This window comes from Cupriavidus pampae, assembly GCF_914271485.1.
Lineage (GTDB): Bacteria > Pseudomonadota > Gammaproteobacteria > Burkholderiales > Burkholderiaceae > Cupriavidus > Cupriavidus pampae.
Map to the genome: position 1 here is coordinate 730696 of NZ_CAJZAG010000001.1, position 17236 is coordinate 747931.

Annotated in this window: 16 protein-coding genes; 4 read left to right on the forward strand and 12 right to left on the reverse strand. The window is 63.0% G+C overall.

Annotation, left to right across the window (positions count from 1 at the left end):
- The first annotated feature begins 154 nt into the window (after positions 1-154).
- Entirely contained in the window at positions 155-4213 is a 4059-nt protein-coding gene (gene purL, locus LDO41_RS03195) for a phosphoribosylformylglycinamidine synthase (RefSeq protein ID WP_223981732.1), read from the forward strand.
- 342 nt (positions 4214-4555) lie between these two features.
- Positions 4556-5452, forward strand: coding sequence for a dipeptidase (locus tag LDO41_RS03200; RefSeq protein WP_223981735.1), 897 nt, complete (start codon positions 4556-4558; stop codon positions 5450-5452).
- Positions 5453-5471: 19 nt separating this feature from the next.
- Here LDO41_RS03200 and LDO41_RS03205 read toward each other — a convergent pair whose 3' ends face one another.
- The 5 genes from LDO41_RS03205 to LDO41_RS03225 form a co-directional block, all read right to left on the reverse strand.
- Complete coding sequence (locus LDO41_RS03205) at positions 5472-6017, reverse strand: hypothetical protein (RefSeq protein ID WP_223981738.1); 546 nt, start codon at positions 6015-6017, stop codon at positions 5472-5474.
- A gap of 330 nt (positions 6018-6347) precedes the next feature.
- A complete protein-coding gene (locus LDO41_RS03210) occupies positions 6348-7157 on the reverse strand; it encodes a GSU2403 family nucleotidyltransferase fold protein (RefSeq protein ID WP_223981741.1) in 810 nt (269 codons plus the stop codon).
- Positions 7154-8272 (reverse strand): RpiR family transcriptional regulator, encoded by a 1119-nt coding sequence (locus LDO41_RS03215; RefSeq protein ID WP_223981744.1) that lies wholly within the window; start codon positions 8270-8272, stop codon positions 7154-7156. The genes LDO41_RS03210 and LDO41_RS03215 overlap by 4 nt, the downstream gene beginning before the upstream one ends.
- A gap of 152 nt (positions 8273-8424) precedes the next feature.
- A complete protein-coding gene (locus tag LDO41_RS03220; protein WP_223981747.1) occupies positions 8425-9069 on the reverse strand; it encodes a hypothetical protein in 645 nt (214 codons plus the stop codon).
- 154 nt (positions 9070-9223) lie between these two features.
- Positions 9224-10327: an NADH:flavin oxidoreductase/NADH oxidase gene (locus tag LDO41_RS03225; protein WP_223982360.1), complete on the reverse strand. Its 1104-nt coding sequence runs from the start codon at positions 10325-10327 to the stop codon at positions 9224-9226.
- A 124-nt stretch (positions 10328-10451) separates the two neighbouring features.
- Between LDO41_RS03225 and LDO41_RS03230 the strand changes: the two genes are divergently transcribed.
- Together LDO41_RS03230 and LDO41_RS03235 are read left to right on the forward strand one after the other, a co-directional pair.
- The gene (locus tag LDO41_RS03230) at positions 10452-11327 is read left to right on the forward strand and encodes a LysR family transcriptional regulator (protein ID WP_223981749.1); all 876 of its coding nucleotides are present in this window, start codon (positions 10452-10454) and stop codon (positions 11325-11327) included.
- 6 nt (positions 11328-11333) lie between these two features.
- Positions 11334-12287 (forward strand): alpha/beta fold hydrolase, encoded by a 954-nt coding sequence (locus LDO41_RS03235; protein WP_223981752.1) that lies wholly within the window; start codon positions 11334-11336, stop codon positions 12285-12287.
- Here LDO41_RS03235 and pqqE read toward each other — a convergent pair.
- From pqqE to LDO41_RS03270, 7 genes are all read right to left on the reverse strand, one after another.
- On the reverse strand, positions 12284-13471 hold the full coding sequence (gene pqqE, locus LDO41_RS03240; protein ID WP_377740673.1) for a pyrroloquinoline quinone biosynthesis protein PqqE: 1188 nt from the start codon (positions 13469-13471) through the stop codon (positions 12284-12286). The genes LDO41_RS03235 and pqqE overlap by 4 nt on opposite strands.
- On the reverse strand, positions 13455-13718 hold the full coding sequence (pqqD, locus tag LDO41_RS03245; RefSeq protein WP_223981758.1) for a pyrroloquinoline quinone biosynthesis peptide chaperone PqqD: 264 nt from the start codon (positions 13716-13718) through the stop codon (positions 13455-13457). The genes pqqE and pqqD overlap by 17 nt, the downstream gene beginning before the upstream one ends.
- 11 nt (positions 13719-13729) lie before the next feature.
- Positions 13730-14416 (reverse strand): pyrroloquinoline-quinone synthase PqqC, encoded by a 687-nt coding sequence (gene pqqC / locus LDO41_RS03250; RefSeq protein ID WP_290370860.1) that lies wholly within the window; start codon positions 14414-14416, stop codon positions 13730-13732.
- A 59-nt stretch (positions 14417-14475) separates the two neighbouring features.
- Entirely contained in the window at positions 14476-15393 is a 918-nt protein-coding gene (gene pqqB / locus LDO41_RS03255; RefSeq protein ID WP_223981765.1) for a pyrroloquinoline quinone biosynthesis protein PqqB, read from the reverse strand.
- Between the two features lie 90 nt (positions 15394-15483).
- Positions 15484-15558: a pyrroloquinoline quinone precursor peptide PqqA gene (pqqA, locus tag LDO41_RS03260; protein WP_109582639.1), complete on the reverse strand. Its 75-nt coding sequence runs from the start codon at positions 15556-15558 to the stop codon at positions 15484-15486.
- Between the two features lie 97 nt (positions 15559-15655).
- Positions 15656-16402 carry a GntR family transcriptional regulator gene (locus LDO41_RS03265; protein WP_223981768.1) on the reverse strand — a complete coding sequence of 249 codons (747 nt, stop codon included), beginning with the start codon at positions 16400-16402 and terminating at the stop codon, positions 15656-15658.
- An 85-nt stretch (positions 16403-16487) separates the two neighbouring features.
- Entirely contained in the window at positions 16488-17222 is a 735-nt protein-coding gene (locus LDO41_RS03270; RefSeq protein WP_223981771.1) for an aspartate/glutamate racemase family protein, read from the reverse strand.
- Between the last annotated feature and the right edge of the window lie 14 nt (positions 17223-17236).

Sequence of the window (17236 nt, forward strand, 5' to 3'; positions counted from 1 at the left end):
GCGGACCGGTCGCATTTGTCCGTTCCCGTCGGGTTGCGCAATGCAATATCGGGTCGTGGGCAAGGTACAATAGCGGTTTTCCGCCAGCCGGCATCCCATCCAGCGGTGCCGCCGGCCGCAGCCCCCAATCTCCTGCTTCCCGACCGCAACGATCATGGCGCATTTCTCGTGCTTCCCCGGCCCATTGGCGCTTTCCGCCTTCCGCCAGCAACGCCTTCTCACCGCCCTCAAGCAGATCGACGCCGATATCGAATCGGTGCACGGCCAGTTCGTGCACTTTGTCGATGCCAATGCACCGCTGTCGACCGACGACGCGGCGCGCATCGGCGCGCTGCTGACCTATGGTGCACCGTTCGCCGCGCAGACCGAGGGGGACCGCTTCGTCGTGATCCCGCGTTTCGGCACGATCTCGCCGTGGGCCAGCAAGGCCACCGATATCGCGCACAACTGCGGCCTGACGCACGTGCACCGCATCGAGCGCGGCATCGAGATCACCGTGATCTGCAAGAAGGGGCTGCTGCGCGGCCGCAAGACGCTGGACGCCGACACGCGCGCCGCCGTGGCCGCGCATCTGTTCGACCGCATGACGGAAACCGTGGTCGCCACGCGCGACGACGCTGCCGGCCTGTTCCAGGAGCTGCCGGCCAAGCCGCTGCAGTTCATCGACATCGCCGCCGGCCGCAGCGCGCTGGTGGATGCCAACACGGCCATGGGCCTGGCGCTCTCGGATGACGAGATTGACTACCTGCTGGACGCGTACGCGAAGCTCGAGCGCAATCCGACCGACGTCGAGCTGATGATGTTCGCGCAGGCCAACAGCGAACATTGCCGCCACAAGATCTTCAACGCCACGTGGACCATCGACGGCGTGAGCCAGGACAAGTCGCTGTTCGCGATGATCCGCAATACGCACCAGCTGAACCCGCAGGGTTCGATCGTCGCGTATTCGGACAACTCCGCGGTGATGGAGGGCGGCGTTGCCGAGCGCTGGTACCCGCGTGGTGACGACCAGCGCTATGGCCGTCACGAGGCGCTGACCCACACCCTGATGAAGGTGGAGACGCATAACCACCCGACCGCGATTTCGCCGTTCCCGGGTGCCTCCACCGGTGCCGGTGGCGAGATCCGCGATGAAGGCGCGACGGGTCGCGGCGGCAAGCCGAAGGCCGGTCTGACCGGCTTCACGGTATCGAACCTGATGCTGCCGGAAGCGGTGGAATCGTGGGAGAACGCGCGCAATGCCGCGCAGCCGATCGCCCATCGCAACCCCGACGACAAGCCCGGCGTGACCGGCAAGCCGGATCGCATCGCCTCGCCGCTGCAGATCATGATCGAAGGCCCGATCGGCGGCGCCGCGTTCAACAACGAATTCGGCCGCGCGATTCTCGGCGGCTACTTCCGGGTGTATGAGCAGAATGTCGGCGGCACCGTGCGCGGTTACCACAAGCCGATCATGATCGCGGGCGGCATCGGCAATATCGACGCCACCCACACGCACAAGAACGATCTGCCCGCGGGCACGCTGCTGATTCAGCTCGGTGGCCCGGGCATGCGCATCGGCATGGGCGGCAGCGCTGCCAGCTCGATGGCAACTGGCACCAACACCGCTGACCTCGACTTCGATTCGGTGCAGCGCGGTAACCCCGAAATGGAGCGTCGCGCGCAGGAAGTCATCAACGCGTGCTGGCAGCTCGGCGACGCGAACCCGATCCTGTCGATCCACGACGTGGGCGCGGGCGGTCTATCGAACGCGTTCCCCGAGGTCGTGGACGGTGCGAACCGTGGCGCGCGTTTCGATCTGCGCCAGATCCACCTTGAGGAATCGGGCCTGTCGCCCGCTGAAATCTGGTGCAACGAGTCGCAGGAACGTTATGTGCTGGCCATCGCGCCGGACAGCTTCCCGCAGTTCCAGGCGATGTGCGAACGTGAGCGCGCGCCGTTTGCGGTGGTCGGTATTGCCACCGAAGCGCAGCAGTTGCAGGTCGTCGATGCGCAGGTGGACGCCGAACTGAAGGAGCGCTTCCCGGTCAACATGCCGATGGATGTGCTGCTCGGCAAGCCGCCGCGCATGCATCGTGATGTCACGCGCGTGGAGCGCGAACTGCCGGCCGTGGACGTTACCGGTATTTCGCTCGAGCAGGCCGTGCATGACGTGCTGCGTCATCCGACCGTGGCGAGCAAGTCGTTCCTGATCACGATCGGTGACCGTACTGTGGGCGGCATGAACGCGCGCGACCAGATGGTTGGTCCGTGGCAGGTGCCGGTGGCCGACGTGGCCGTGACCACGCTCGACTACAAGGGCCTGGCTGGCGAAGCGATGACGATGGGCGAGCGCACACCGCTGGCCGTGATCAACGCGCCTGCGTCGGGTCGTATGGCGATTGGCGAAGCGCTGACGAACCTCGCGGCGGCGCCAGTGATCGATCTCGGCAAGGTCAAGCTGTCGGCCAACTGGATGGCTGCATGCGGCGTGGAAGGCGAAGACGCCAAGCTGTATGACACCGTGCATGCGGTGGGCATGGAGCTGTGCCCGGCGCTCGGCATCAGCATTCCGGTGGGCAAGGACTCGTTGTCGATGCGCACCAAGTGGTCGGATGACGAAGGTGGCAAGAGCGTGGCCAAGGAAGTGGTTGCGCCGGTGTCGCTAATCATCTCGGCGTTTGCCGCCGTCGATAACGTCAATCGCACGCTGACGCCGCAACTGCGCACGGATCTGGGCGAGACGGTACTGATTGCGATCGACCTTGGCCGTGGCAAGAACCGCCTGGGTGGCTCGATCCTCGCGCAGGTGACGCAGCAGGTTGGTGACACGGTGCCCGACGTCGATAACGCCGAGGACCTCAAGAATTTCTTCAACGTGATTCAGCGACTGAATCGCGAGGACAAGCTGCTGGCTTATCACGATCGTTCCGATGGTGGCTTTATGGCCGCCGTGGCGGAAATGGCCTTTGCGGGCCACTGCGGTGTGTCGTTGAACGTGGATATGCTCGCGCTCGACCCGACGCAGGAGCAGGACTACGGCGATGCCAAGAACTGGGCGGAGCAGATCGCGGGGCGCCGCAACGAACAGACGCTGCGTGCGCTGTTCTCCGAGGAACTCGGCGCGGTGATCCAGGTGCGCGCGGAACAACGCGACGCGGTGTTTGGGGTGCTGCGCGAAGCCAATCTGTCGGCATGCAGCCATGTGCTCGGCAAGCCTAACGCAAGCGATCAGATCGAGATCTATCGCGATGCCAAGAAGGTCTTCGGTGCCGCGCGCAGTGAGTTGCAGCGCAACTGGTCCGAGGTGAGCTGGCGCATCGCGCGCCTGCGTGACAACCCGGCCTGCGCCGATAGCGAATATGAGCGCGTGCTCGATGCGGCGGACCCCGGCATCAGCCCGGTGCTGACGTTCGATCCGGCGGAAGATATTGCCGCGCCGTACGTGGCCACCGGCAAGCGTCCGCGCGTGGCGATCCTGCGCGAGCAGGGCGTCAACTCGCAGATCGAGATGGCCTACAGCATGGATCGCGCGGGCTTTGACGCGCACGACGTGCATATGAGCGACCTGATCGCCGGCCGCGCGAACCTCGCGGACTTCACGGGCTTTGTTGCGTGCGGCGGCTTCAGCTACGGCGACGTGCTGGGCGCCGGCGAGGGCTGGGCCAAGACGATCCTGTTCAACGCGCAGATGGCCGAGCAGTTCGCGGCGTTCTTCAACCGCCAGGACACGTTTGCGCTGGGTGTGTGCAATGGTTGCCAGATGCTGAGCAACCTCGCCCCGATCATCCCGGGTGCGAACGCATGGCCGAAGTTCACGCGCAACCAGTCGGAACAGTACGAAGCGCGCTTCGTGACCGTACAGGTGGAGCAATCGCCGTCGATCTTCTTCGCGGGCATGGAAGGCAGCCGCATCCCCATCGTGGTCGCGCACGGGGAAGGCTTCGCCGACTTCTCGCAGCAGGGCGATATCAACGCCACCAAGGTGGCGCTGCGCTTTGTGGACAACGCTGGCAACGTCACGCAGACGTATCCGCTGAACCCGAACGGCTCGCCGCAGGGCATCACCTCGGTGACGACCGTGGACGGCCGCTTCACCGCGCTGATGCCGCACCCGGAACGCGTGTTCCGCGCATCGACGATGAGCTGGGCGCCGGAAGCGTGGAAGAACATTCCAGACGGCGGCAGCCCGTGGATGCGCATGTTCCGCAATGCGCGCAAATGGGTGGGGTGATACCTGCTGTTGCGTCGTAGACGAAAGCCCGTCGGATCGTTCCCGGCGGGCTTTTTTTGTGCCGATTTCCGGGAAAGGGCATTCGATATGAAGGACCGTATGGAGAGCAGGCGTGCGTTTCTTGCCTTTGGCGCCGCGCTAGGCGTCGTCGCTTGCACGCCCGGGCGTTCGGGTTTCAGTTCTGTGTCGGATGAAAGTGCATCGACGCCATGGCGCGCCTCTCCGGGTGCCGTGACCATCGATATGCATAGCCATGCCGGCCGTGTCACGTTACCGCGTGATCCGGCGACGGCGCCGCCTCGGCCGTTCACGCCCTTGCGTGCGCCCATGGTTGCGGGTGGCATGAACGTGATTTGTCTGGCGATCGTGGCGGATACCGCTGCCACGCGCGTTTCCGCCGATCGCAAGCGCTTCGAGCCGTGGCGCAAGCCGGAGCCGGGTGAGCTTTATCGGTTGTCGCAACTTTCGTTCGAGCGGGCGAAGGCGCTTGTCGCGCAGGAAGGGCTCGGTGTTGTCACGCATGCGGATGCGCTGAGATCTGCTGAAGGCGGGCCTCGCGTCATCATTACCTCGGAGGGGGCTGATTTTCTTGAAGGCCAGGTCGACCGCGTCAATGAAGCCTTCGAGCTGCACCAGTTGCGGCAATTGCAACTGACCCACTATCGCGTGAACGAACTGGGCGATATCCAGACGGAGGCGTCGGTGCAAGGCGGCCTGACCGACTTCGGTGCCGATGTTGTCCGGCGCTGTAATGCCCTCGGCATCGTGGTCGATGTGGCGCACGGCCCGTACGACCTCGTCAAGCGCGCGGCCGCTGTAAGCACGAAGCCGCTGATTCTGTCCCACACCGCGCTAGTCACGCGCCCATCGGCACGCGGGCGCTCGATCTCGGCGGATCATGCGCGGGCGATTGCGAGCACGGGTGGGGTGATTGGCGTATGGCCGAGCGCGGGCTCGTTCCACGATCTGCGGGAAATGGCGCATGGCTTCAAGCGCATGGCCGATGTGGTGGGTGTCGAGCATGTCGGGCTGGGAACGGACATGCTTGGGTTTATTTCTCCGCCGGTGCTGACGAGCTATGCCCAGTTGCCATTGCTCGGTAGTGCGTTGCTCGCGGAAGGGTTCTCGCAGTCGGAAACAGAGCAAGTCTTGGGTGGAAATTATCGACGGGTGTTTGAGGCTTCGTTGGCGAAAAAGGACCGGCTAACGAGCTGGCCAAAGAACTGGTGTCGTCCCTAGGCTTGCCAAAGCGTTTGCGTCATCTTGCGTCGAATGCCTGGATCCGCCTCGATTCTCGCTCCATGCAAGTCTGAAATCCGGAAGCCCATTGATTGCAGGGGGACCAGACGATTACGGGCATATGCATTACGCTCTGCCACGTGACGGCACTAGCGTCTTCAAGTCCGTAAGAGTGGGCGGCGACATATCGAAGGTAGATGCCAACATCATTCGTTCCCCAGCCGACGGAATCTGCCACGTTCACCGACGACGACGGCGTTCCATAGATGGAAGTCAGCCATTCCACCCACTGCTCGCGCTGAGCCTCGCCGTCAAAATAGGTCCGCACAGCGTAAAGTTTCCCGCGATTGAAGCAGTACTCGGTGTCACGGCTCACGACGCCTTCAATAATCGGAACGTCGGGTACGCGCCGGTAGCAGCGCCCGGTCCGTTTGACGATCCACTCGTCCCGTATGACCTCAACGTGCGGGCCCAGTGCATCAGGTCCGGCACCCCAACGTAATGGTGTTTGATAAGGATTCGTTGGTGAACAAGCACATGTCGCGATGGCCAGTGTTGTCACCATGGTTGCTTGCCGTATGGTCATTCAGTGCACCAACCTGTTGCTGAGCGCGGGAATGCCAGCTTCCGCCACGGCGATGTCCTGCTTTCACTGGGATTGGCTGCGACGCTGCTCAGGCCATGCAGCAGGAGAATGAGTCCCAGGGTGACTCGATAGACTGACGGTGCCATGCGTGACCCTTGTATTTTCTTTATGAGCGCTGCACGGGGTCAATCTAGCATCGGCACTACGGGGTGACAGCCATCGCGAAGAGGGGTGTCAGCGCCTTGCAACAGAACTGGTGGCGGCGGGGAGAGTCAAATCGTCTCGATACTTGCCGGGCTCGAGCAAGCGCTATTCGAAGATTTCATCCAGCAGTTCGGAACACAGTCCCAGCATATCGTCGGGTTCAAGCGTCCTGTCTGAGGGAATGCGTGCAGCCTCACGCAGCGTGTCCGTGACTTTCGAGAATACCTGCCTGCGTGCGTCGATGACCTTGGCGACTTCGCGCTCAGGGTAGAGGGGGACGATCACCTTCTTCCATGTCGTCGTGAGTACCTCGACCCGCGCGCCAAACAGCTCGAGCGTGTCGTAGATATAGAGGACGTCCTGAGGCCTTTTCTCCTTCTTCCGATTTTCGTGGATCAGGAGCTTCTGAGCGATGAACGCCACTGGATTAGGAATCTGGAGGCCGTCGAGCGGCTCTATTGACTTGTCATCGGAGGCAAGCGAGATTTGCCATGGCTCGATGAGCAGGAGATCCATGTAACGGAGTTTTTGTGCGGTGACGCCGGCCAGTTTGGTTGTCGCGTCCGGTTCTCCGGAGCGCTTGACTCCGCTCCCCCGCAAAGTCGTTAGGAACTCGGCATAGAAGCCCTGTTCCTCCGTTCCTAGCGTGTACTTGGAAACCGGAGGCCTGAACTCGCTTTCCAATTGTTCATGGAATCCTGCTTTCGCGAGCGCCTCCTTGATGTTTCCCTCGAACGTATCTTTGTCTCCCAACGCGACATCAGCATCTCTCGTGTAGAGCGCATCGTAAGGAGGGATGATCGCCAACGGATGCTGACGATAAAGCCGGTACGCCCAACCGCCGGCGAACACGATTTGATGTCGCCACGGCTGTAGCGCGATCGCAAGTTTTGCGAAGGCCTCCAGGTCGTTCATGTCGTATTCTCGATTAGCCTATTGATGAGTGTGTCTTCGATCAGCTTCGCCTGCTCGCGACCCCTTGCCGGATGCGAGGAGACATCAAGCCATACCTGAATCGCGTCCGTTGCTGGCACGCCATTACTGGCCACTGCCCCCCTGAAGACAGACTCGGGGAACGTTGGCTGCCGTAGGAAGAGGTCAGGCCTTTCCCCTTCACGTGCGGGTCGAATGCCTTTCCATTGCTGTCCGTCATACGAGTTGCTTAGCTTGCGGACGTACACACGCGGCGTTACGCCGGAGACGTGGCCTAGGCCAAAAGCGTCAGCGGCGCCAAACAACCCCACGCATGCTTCGTTCCGATAGCGTGTCATGAATTTTTTTAGCTGTCCGTCGTCGTTACCTTGAATGAGATATCGGAACGGCTGTTCTGGCCCGACGCGAACGGCGCTCGCTTTCCAGCGATCGAACAGCGCTTGCCGCCTGACAAGTCGGAGAGTTCTGCTCGATGACAAAAAGCCGTCCCGTCGCAATACGCTGAGAAACCGCGACACACTCATCTGAGAGACCTGAGCCGCTTCAGCCAGGTCTGCTCCATTTCCGAATTCTTTGCGAGGTGCGGATAGCATGCCGAGAGGAATCTCCGGCGCCAGGAGAACCTTCAGCATCCACTGGTTGAGGTCAGAGAATAGATTGAAGGCCTGCGGCGCAGAGACACCCCGGCTGAGCGGGCGTTCCTCGAGGCTCGTGAGTTCAGCCAATTCAACGCCTTGGAAATACCGTCTGCCGTCGGCGCCGAATAGGCCGAACGCAATGTCGGACGCAAAGTGTCCCGTGAAGTCTGAAACACGACGAATCAACGCGTCAGGCAACTCATTCACGCCTACCAAGGCCAACGGCTTAGCGTCTGCCTCGCCCTTTGCGTAAGACTGCGCTTCAAGGATGGCTTGAGCCAGCAATGCCACGACTCGGTCCGAGCGGGCCTCCGAGGCCGTTTTCACCGCAGCGATGTAATAGTGCGGGCCTCTCTTTAATGTCAGACCTGAATGGTTGTCCACTGAATCGCGGTATGCCACGTCCCAGTTGAAGTTGGTAAGGAGGTTGGCCAGCGCGAGTTCGGATGCACTCTTCATAAATGGTATCCCAAGGCCATGGTAGATATCATGGCCATGATATTTAACAGGGCCATGATAGATCGAACTCGTCGATGTTTCAATTGGACGGTCCGTATGCGCGCCAAGAGGCTCTTTTGAGTGAATTGTCCGCCCGTCTCGCAGGGAAGCATCTAGCGCTTAAATTTGCGCGGCTGCGGGCTCCATTTCACCGCGCAGACCTTTGTCAGGTTCAGGTTTGCGTCTGCCTGCATCATCGTGAGCCGGCGCCCGTCTTCCCAGATTTCCACCAGCGCCGCATAGGTTTTGCCGCGCAGGTCGAGGTACGACACATAGGAGCCATTGCAGTAGCCGCCCTCCTGCGATAGACGCTCCAGCGATTCGTTCTCCAGCAGCCGATAGCCGCTGCCGTGTTTTTCGAGGTAGGTATCGCGGATGCAGCGCGCGGTGCCGACATGCCGTTCAATGCGGAGGACTGGGTCGGCTCGGCCTGCGACACGAACGTGCGTCACGTCACCGCCATAGCGGGAATACCATTTCAATTCCTCCTCGATCGCCTTGGCGTCCTCCGGGCTGGTACCTACCTCCCAGAGTTGCTCCGCCTCGAGATCACCCTTATCGCAGGTACCCGCCATTCGATAACAGAGCGGGACCTCGTCAGCCGGCCAGGCGAAAGCAGGCAGGCGATTGTGGCGCTCGGCCTTGAGGACTTCCTTGCTTATTTGACTGCAGAGGCCATGATGATCGGCCGCGATGCTGCTCAGGCCAAAGAGCAGAAAGATGAGTGCCAGGAAGACTCGATAGACTGATGGTGCCATGCGTGACCCTTAAATTTTCTTTTTGAGCGCTGCACGGGGTCAATCTAACATCGGCACTAGGGGACGACAGCCGTCATGAAGAGGGGTGTCAAAGCCTGACAACAGAGCCGTAGGCCGAATACGCATCCGACCTACGGTGCCAATCAAACAAGCATCAGGCCGACTGCACGCGATAGCGTTCCAGCCAGTGCGCGTACGGTGCCGGCAGTACCCACGACGGGCGTTCGATGCCGAGCTTCATGGCGGTCTGGTACGGCCAGTGCGGGTTGGATAGCATCGCACGACCCACCATCACCAGATCCATCTGACCTTGTTCGACCACGCGATTGGCGATCTCCGGGTCGTCGATACCCCATGACGATGCCACCGGCAGGCCGGTTTCGCGGTGGACGCGTTCGGCGATCGGGGCCAGGAATGCGGGACCCCACGGGATCTGCGCATCGGGCGTGGAGAAGCCGACGCTGACGTTCAGCATATCGAGGCCGCCTTCGCGCATGGCACGCACCAGCTCGATCGATTCCTTGAGCGTCTGCTCGTCATTGCCGTCGTACTCGATCACGCCAAAGCGGGCCGTCAGCGGCAGGTTTTGCGGCCACACCTCGCGTACCGCAGCCAGCGTTTCCAGCAGGAAGCGACCGCGGCCGATCGCGTCGTTGCCGTAACCGTCGGTGCGCGCGTTGCCATGCAGCGAGAAGAAGCTCTGCGCCAGATAGCCATGCGCGAAATGCAGTTCCAGCCATTGGAAGCCGGCATCGCGCGCACGCACGGCGGCGGCAACGAAGTCGGCCTTTACGCGGGCGATATCCGCTTCTGTCATCGCTTCCGGTGTGTTCGGCAGATGCGCGCCGAACGCCTTGGCCGACGGACCGATGATCTTCCAGCCGCGTGCGTCGTCCTCGGGGATATGGTCGTCGCCTTCCCAAGGGCGATTGGCACTGGCCTTGCGGCCCGCATGGGCGATCTGGATGCCCGGCACCGCGCCGCCAGCCTTGATCGCTTCGGCGATACGCGCCATGCCCACGGCCTGCTCGTCATTCCACAGTCCCGTGCATCCCGGGGTGATGCGGCCTTCCGGCGACACCGCCGTGGCTTCCACGATGACAAGGCCCGCACCGCCACGCGCCAGTCCGGCGTAGTGGGACAGATGCCAGTCGTTGGTCAGGCCATCGGTAGCGCTGTATTGGCACATCGGCGGCACCGCGATGCGATTGCGCAGCGTGACGTCCTTCAGCGTGAACGGGGTGAAAAGTGCGGGTATGTTGGCAGACGTGTTGGCAGGCGTAGTCATGGAAGTTTCCTTGCGTATTGCAAGGCAGCAATCTTAACGAGGCCTCGCTATAATGAAAACCATCTCGCCGTTATCGTTCTGATAAGAGTTCGTTATGTTCAATCCGCAATGGCTGCGCTCGTTCGCGATGGTGGCCCAGACCGGCAGCTTCACGCAGGCTGCGGACCAGCTAGGCCTGACGCAGGCAGCGGTGAGCCAGCACATTCGTCACTTGGAGGACTCGCTCGGATCATTGCTGATCCGGCGACCGCGCGCGGTGGAGCTAACTCCAGCCGGCAAAGTGCTGCTCGACTACTGCGCCGACATGGAGGCCGCCAACGACCGTCTGCGCGCACAGCTCAGCAGCCATGCCGACAGCGGTGTGGTGGGGCTGATCACGCCCGGCAGCATCGGGCTGTTCTTGTATCCACGCCTGCTGGATCTGCAGGGGAAGACACCGGGTTTGATCATTCGCCACCGGTTTGCGCCCGATGCCGAGTCGTTGGAAAGCGTGCTGCAGAATCGCTTCGATGTGGGGCTGGTATCGCTCAAGCCCGACGATCCGCGGCTGACGGCGAGTCCGTTCAGCGAGGAGCCGCTGGAGTTGGTTTATCCCGCCAACGAGTGCGTGCATGGGTGGGACGATCTGCAGCGCATTGGTTTCTGCGATCACCCCGATGGCAAGGCGATGGCCAGTCGTCTGTTGAGCCGTCATTACCCCGGTAACCCGGGCGTGAGCACACTGCCATGCCGCGGCTTCAGCAATCAGGTCAGTCTGATGCTCGAGCCCGTCGCGCGCGGGTTTGGTTTTACCGTGATTCCGCGTTACGCGCGTCAGGCCTTTGCGCGGCAGGAGCAGATTCGCGTGCTGGACTGCCATGCGCCCGTCATCGATCGACTGTGGTTGATTCATCGTTCCGAATGGCCACTATCGCCGCGCGTGACGCGCGTGGTGGATTACCTGCGCACGCAGGTGCCCGCAGCCGTGTGAGAGTCCATGCGTTCTTCAACTACCCATTCGTCGTTCTATCTTCGTCGCCCGGATGGGCATCGGCTGCATGTGTCAGTAGCGGGGCCCGCCGATGGTGAGCCGTGGGTCGTGGTGCATGGTGGTCCCGGTGGGCGTTGCTATCCCGCGATGACCGCATGGTTCGACCTCGCGCGGCATCGCGTGGTGATGCCCGATCAGCGCGGCGCGGGCGCGTCGAAGCCGGCGGGCTCGTTGCGGCGCAATTCGGTGACGTCGCTGATCGCCGATCTCGAAGCCTTGCGCAAACATCTGGGCATCGCGCGCTGGGGCGTGGTGGGCGGATCGTGGGGCGCGGCGCTGGCGCTCGCGTATGCGGCGCGGCATCCGCAGGCGGTGACGCGTATCGTGCTGCGGGGCAGCTTTCTGACGGGGTGGGATGACATGCTGCGGCTGTTTTCGCCGCGGCAGCGCGGGCTGCTGATGTTGCACGGCGTGCCGCAGGCTGGCGAGCGTCTGGCGACTGCGCAGGGGACCTTCGGCGCGGTGGTCAACCGGTTGTTGCACGGCGCGCGCCACGCGCAGCATCGTCTTGCCGCAGGCTATGAGCGTGTCGAGCGCAGCGCGCTACGACTGCCGCCGGTGCGCAAGGTGCGCATGCGAGGTGACGTGCAGAAGCAGCACGAGGCGAGACGCCATCGATATCGGATTCAGGCGCATTACCTGCGCCACCGTGCGTGGCTCGGCAAGCCAGAAGTGTTACGCGCCGCGCGCGAGATCGGGCGGCAGGGCATTCCTGTGACGATCCTGCATGGCCGGCGCGATCGCGTGTGCGATCCGGGCAATGCGATGCGGCTGCAGCAGGTGCTACCCGCCGCCACGCTGCGTTGGATCGAAGCCGGGCATCTGCCGGTGGGCAAGATGGCTGCGGCGTTGAAGTCCGCGATTGCGGATGTTCCGCCCGCTGAGGGCGTCGGCCGCTAGCGCGCTTTGGCGTCGCCGCTGGCAAACGCGCGCGAGGCGGCGTCGGCGCGGAACACCAGCGGATATTCACTCGCTGTGGCATGACCCGCCAACGCCGCGCTGGCGCCATGCATCACCACCTCGCGCACGCGCGCGTGATCGGGCGACTTGTCGCAGACCGGATCGGTACGCGCCGGATCGCCCGTCAGCAGAAACGCCTGACAACGGCAGCCGCCAAGATCGTTCTCGCGCTCGTCGCAGCTGCGGCACGGTTCGGGCATCCACGCGGTGCCGCGAAAGCGCTGGAACGCATCGCTGTGATACCAGATGTCGCTCAACGATTGCTCGGCCACGTTCGGCAGCGTGAGTCCCGGCAGGCCGCGCGCCGCATGGCATGGCAAAGCGGCGCCATCGGGGGCAACGCCGAGAAACACCGAGCCCCAGCCATTCATGCATTTCTTCGGCCGCGTCTCGTAATAGTCGGGCACCACGAACAGGATGCGGCAGCGTTTGCCGATCTTCTCCCGGTAGGCCGCCACCACCGCCTCCGCTTCACGCAACTGCGTCTCGGTGGGCATCAGCGCCAGACGGTTCTCCCACGCCCACCCGTAGTACTGCGTGTTGGCCAGCTCCAGATACTCCGCACCCATCTCGAGCGCCATCTCGATGATCGCGCCCACATGCGGCAGGTTATAGCGATGCAGCACGCAGTTGAGCACCATCGGATAGCCATGCGCCTTGATCAGCGTGGCCACGCGCTGCTTGAGCGCGAACGTGCGCGTACTCGACAGAAAGTCGTTCATCTCGCGCGTGGAGTCCTGGAACGACAACTGGATATGGTCGAGCCCGGCTTCGCGCAGCGCGGCCAGACGCGCGTCGGTCAGGCCCACGCCCGATGTAATCAGATTGGTATAGAAACCCAGCCCGCGCGCATGGGCCACGAGTTCTTCGAGGTCGTCGCGCAGCAGTGGCTCGCCACCCGAGAAGCCCAGTTGCGCCGCGCCCAGCGCGCGCGCTTCGGTCAGTACGCGGCGCCATTGCGCGGTATCGAGTTCGCGATCATGGCGCGCGTAGTCGAGCGGGTTGTAGCAGAACGCGCAATGCAGCGGGCAACGATATGTCAGTTCCGCGAGCAGCCACAGCGGTGGGGCAGGTTGGGCGATCGGGGAAGAGGAGTCGGCGCGCGGCTCAGACAAGCCAGCCACGCTCGATGGCGTGTTTGACAAAGGTCTCTACCTCCGGAGCAATGCCTTCGATACCGAAGGCCTGTTGCAGTTCTTCCACCATCATGGCGACGGTATGGGCGCCGTCGCAGCGCTGCAGAATCGCGCCCGCGCTGTCATTGAGCTTGACCATGCCTTCCGGATACAGCAGCACCCATGCCTTCTGGGCCTCTTCGAACTGCAGCCGATAGAGCTTGTCGAGCCGGGGCATCTCGATGTCGTCATTCATTGAGCTGTCCTTTAATCAGGATACGCCTTTTCAATCGCATCGAGCATCGACCACAGGATGTCGAGCTTGAACTGGAGAATCTCCACCGCGCGGGTCTGTTGCTCGGGCGTGCGGAAATAGTCGAGCGTGACGCGCAGACCGTGATCGACGTCACGCTGCGCGAGGGGAATACGCGAGCGGAAGTACGCCAGGCCCTCGGGCTGGATCCACGGGTACTGATCGGGCCAGCCCGACAGGCGCTCCTTGTGAATCGCGGGCGCGAACATTTCCGTTAGCGACGAGCACACGGCTTCCTGCCACGGCGCGCGGCGCGCGAAATTCACGTACGCATCCACGGCAAAACGCACGCCGGGCAGCACTAGCTCCTGCGACCACAATTGCTCGCGTGTCAGCCCCACGGCTTCGCCGAGGCGCGTCCATGCCTCGATGCCGCCCGGTTCGGTATCGGTGCCATCGTGATCGAGAATGCGGATCACCCATTCGCGCCGCGTTGCGCGATCGGGGCAATTGGACAGGATCGCGGCATCCTTGAGCGGAATGTTCAACTGGTAGTAGAAACGATTCGCCACCCATCCGCGAATCTGTTCGGGCGAGCATTGGCCACTGGCCATGCGCCGGTTGAACGGATGATGGATGTGATAACGCGACTCCATGCCGCGCAGGCGCGCCTCGAACGCGGCCAGCGTCGCTGGAGAGATGGCAGGGAGGCCTTCAGCGGAAACGGCAGCGGAAACTTCAGCGGAAACTTCAGGAGCGGTCACAGTGCGATCTCCATGCCGTCATGGGCGACCTCGATACCATGCGCGGCCAGCTCGCGCCGCTCGGGCGAGTTCTCCACGAGGATCGGATTGGTGTTGTTGATATGGATAAGGATCTTGCGCGCCGCGCGCGAGGCATCGAGCGCGGCGATCATGCCATCGGGACCCGACTGCGCCAGATGGCCCATATCGCGCGCGCGCTTGGTCGACAGCCCCAGCCGCGGCATTTCGTCATCGGTCCAGAACGTGCCATCGACGAGCACCACGTCCGCGCGATCGAGTTCGTCACGCACTTCCGGCGACATCGCGCCGAGCCCCGGGGCATAGAACGCGCGGCGGCCACTCTTGCGATCGACGATGCGCAGGCCGATATTGTCGCCGGGCTGCGGCGTGGCGCGATTGGGTGAGTAGGGTGGCGGCTTGCTGTCGAGCGCGATGGCGTGCAGATCCACGTCGGGCAACGGTGGCACGGAGAACGGTCCGCCATCGAGCGCCAGTTCATGCGTCCGTACACCGCAGTAGTGCGACAGGATGCCGCGCAACGGAAAGCCGCGATCGAGATCGTGCAGTACCGATGGCGTGGCATACAGCGGCAGCGGCTGGCGATGCTCGCGCAGCATCAGCAGACCGGTCACATGGTCGATCTGCGCATCCATCAGCAACACCGCCGCAATGCCGGTATCGCGCGCGGCACGCGCCGGTTGCAACGCGGGTGTGGCGCGAATCTGTGCGAGCACGTCGGGCGAGGCATTGACCAGCAGCCAGTCCTGGCCATTGCCGGAAAGCGCGATCGATGACTGCGTGCGCGGCCTGGCATCGATCGTGCCGCGCCGCACGCCGTCACAGTTCGCGCAGTTGCAGTTCCATTGAGGGAAGCCGCCGCCAGCGGCGGACCCGAGTACGCGAATCGTCGTCATTGGTCCCCGAGCTGCAAAACACAACAAAAAGCCCGCCGGTAAGGCGGGCTCATGCCAGACGGATGGCGATGGCCCAAAGGCACATCGGCATCAGCGGTTGGCGATATACATCGTGATTTCGAAGCCGAAACGCAGATCGGTATAAGCAGGGGTGGTCCAGGTCATCCGTCAACTCCTTCAAGTTAAGAGATAGCAGGAACGTTAAGCATAGAACACCCGGAGCCAGTATGCATTGCTGCAATGCAATAAATCGAGGAGAGCCTTACTCGCGGTGGAAGATGCTATGGAAATCCGGCGCGCCGGTCTCGCGCACGCTCAGGTCCAGCGACCCCTCGATATGCCGCAGGTGGTCGACCATCAGCGCCTCCGCGCGCGCGGTATCGCGCCGCTCGATCGCATCGACGAGGTCCCGATGCTCGTGCTCGGGGCAGGCGGGGGCGCCCGGCCGATCGTACAGCGTGATGATCAGGCAGGTCAGCGACACCATCTCGCGCACCAGTTTTTCCAGGATCGCATTGCCGGCGAGCTCGGCCAGGAAAATATGGAACGCGCCGGACAAGCGAATCACGGCCGCGCGATCGCCGCGTGCGCGCGCCGCGTCTTCCTGGCCGATATGGTTGCGCATCGCGCGGATCTGCGCGGGCGTGGCCTCCGCGGCGAGCAGTGCGGCCAGTTCGCGCTCGACCATGCGGCGCGCCTGGAACACCTGCCGCGCTTCCTCGATGGTCGGGCTTGAAATAAACGCGCCGCGATTCGGAATCAGCGTGACGAGCTTCTCATGGGCCAGACGCGCGAACACCTGACGGATACGCGCGCGGCTTGCCCCGGTCACTTCGCATAATCGTTCCTCGACGAGCTTGGTGCCGGCCAGCAGCCGGTGCTCCATGATTGCGGTATGCAGATCGCGATAGATCGATTCATTAAGCGATTGCTCGGCGTCGGCCGCGGTATTGATGTCTTCGGCCCCGTTGCTGACATCTTCGGGTGCCGGTTTGCGCTTGGTAGCCATGAGCGAAACGATATGCCCGGCGCTTGCACCGGAATGGGGACAATTGATGGGCATATCGTACACAACAACGGCTACGGACGACGCATCATTTCAGTGCGTAGTCGGACAGCAGACCTGAATAGGCCTTCGGCAACGGCCGCGCAAAGTCCCCGCGCTTGCTCGTGGCCAGCCGCAGCGACACCAGTGCTTCGGCCATTTTCACCGCGCAGGCCACGCCATCGATCACGGGCACGCCGAGCGTTTCGCCGATTTCCTCGCACAGGTCGGTCATGCCCGCGCAGCCGAGCACGATGCAATCGCTGCGATCCTCGGCCAGCGCGCGCCGGCACTCGTCGGTGATGATGCGGCGCGCGTCGGAGCCGGGCTTTTCGAGATCGAGCACCGGCAGGTCGCTCGCGCGCACGTTGCGGCAGAAGCGTTCCATGCCATAGCGCTCCGCGAGGTGCCACGCGATATTGCAGGTGCGCGCGAGCGTGGTGACCACGCTGAAGCCCGTGCCGATCATGCTGGCCGCGTGCATCGCGGCCTCCGCGATGCCGATCACCGGCCCGCGCGCGAGCTCGCGCGCGGCATACAGCCCTGGGTCACCGAAACAGGCAATAACATAGCCATCGACGTGTTCCTGTTCGCCGAGCCGGACTTCCTCGAGAATGCCCGGCACGCTGAGCGCCTCGTCATAGTGGCTCTCGATCGAGGCCGGTCCCATGCGCGGGCTCACGGCCACGATGCGCGTGTCGCGGCCCGCCACCGCGCGCGCGCACTCGCCGATCTTGTCGGTCATGCTCTGGGTGGTATTGGGGTTGATGATCTTGAGCTTCATGGCGATGTTCAATA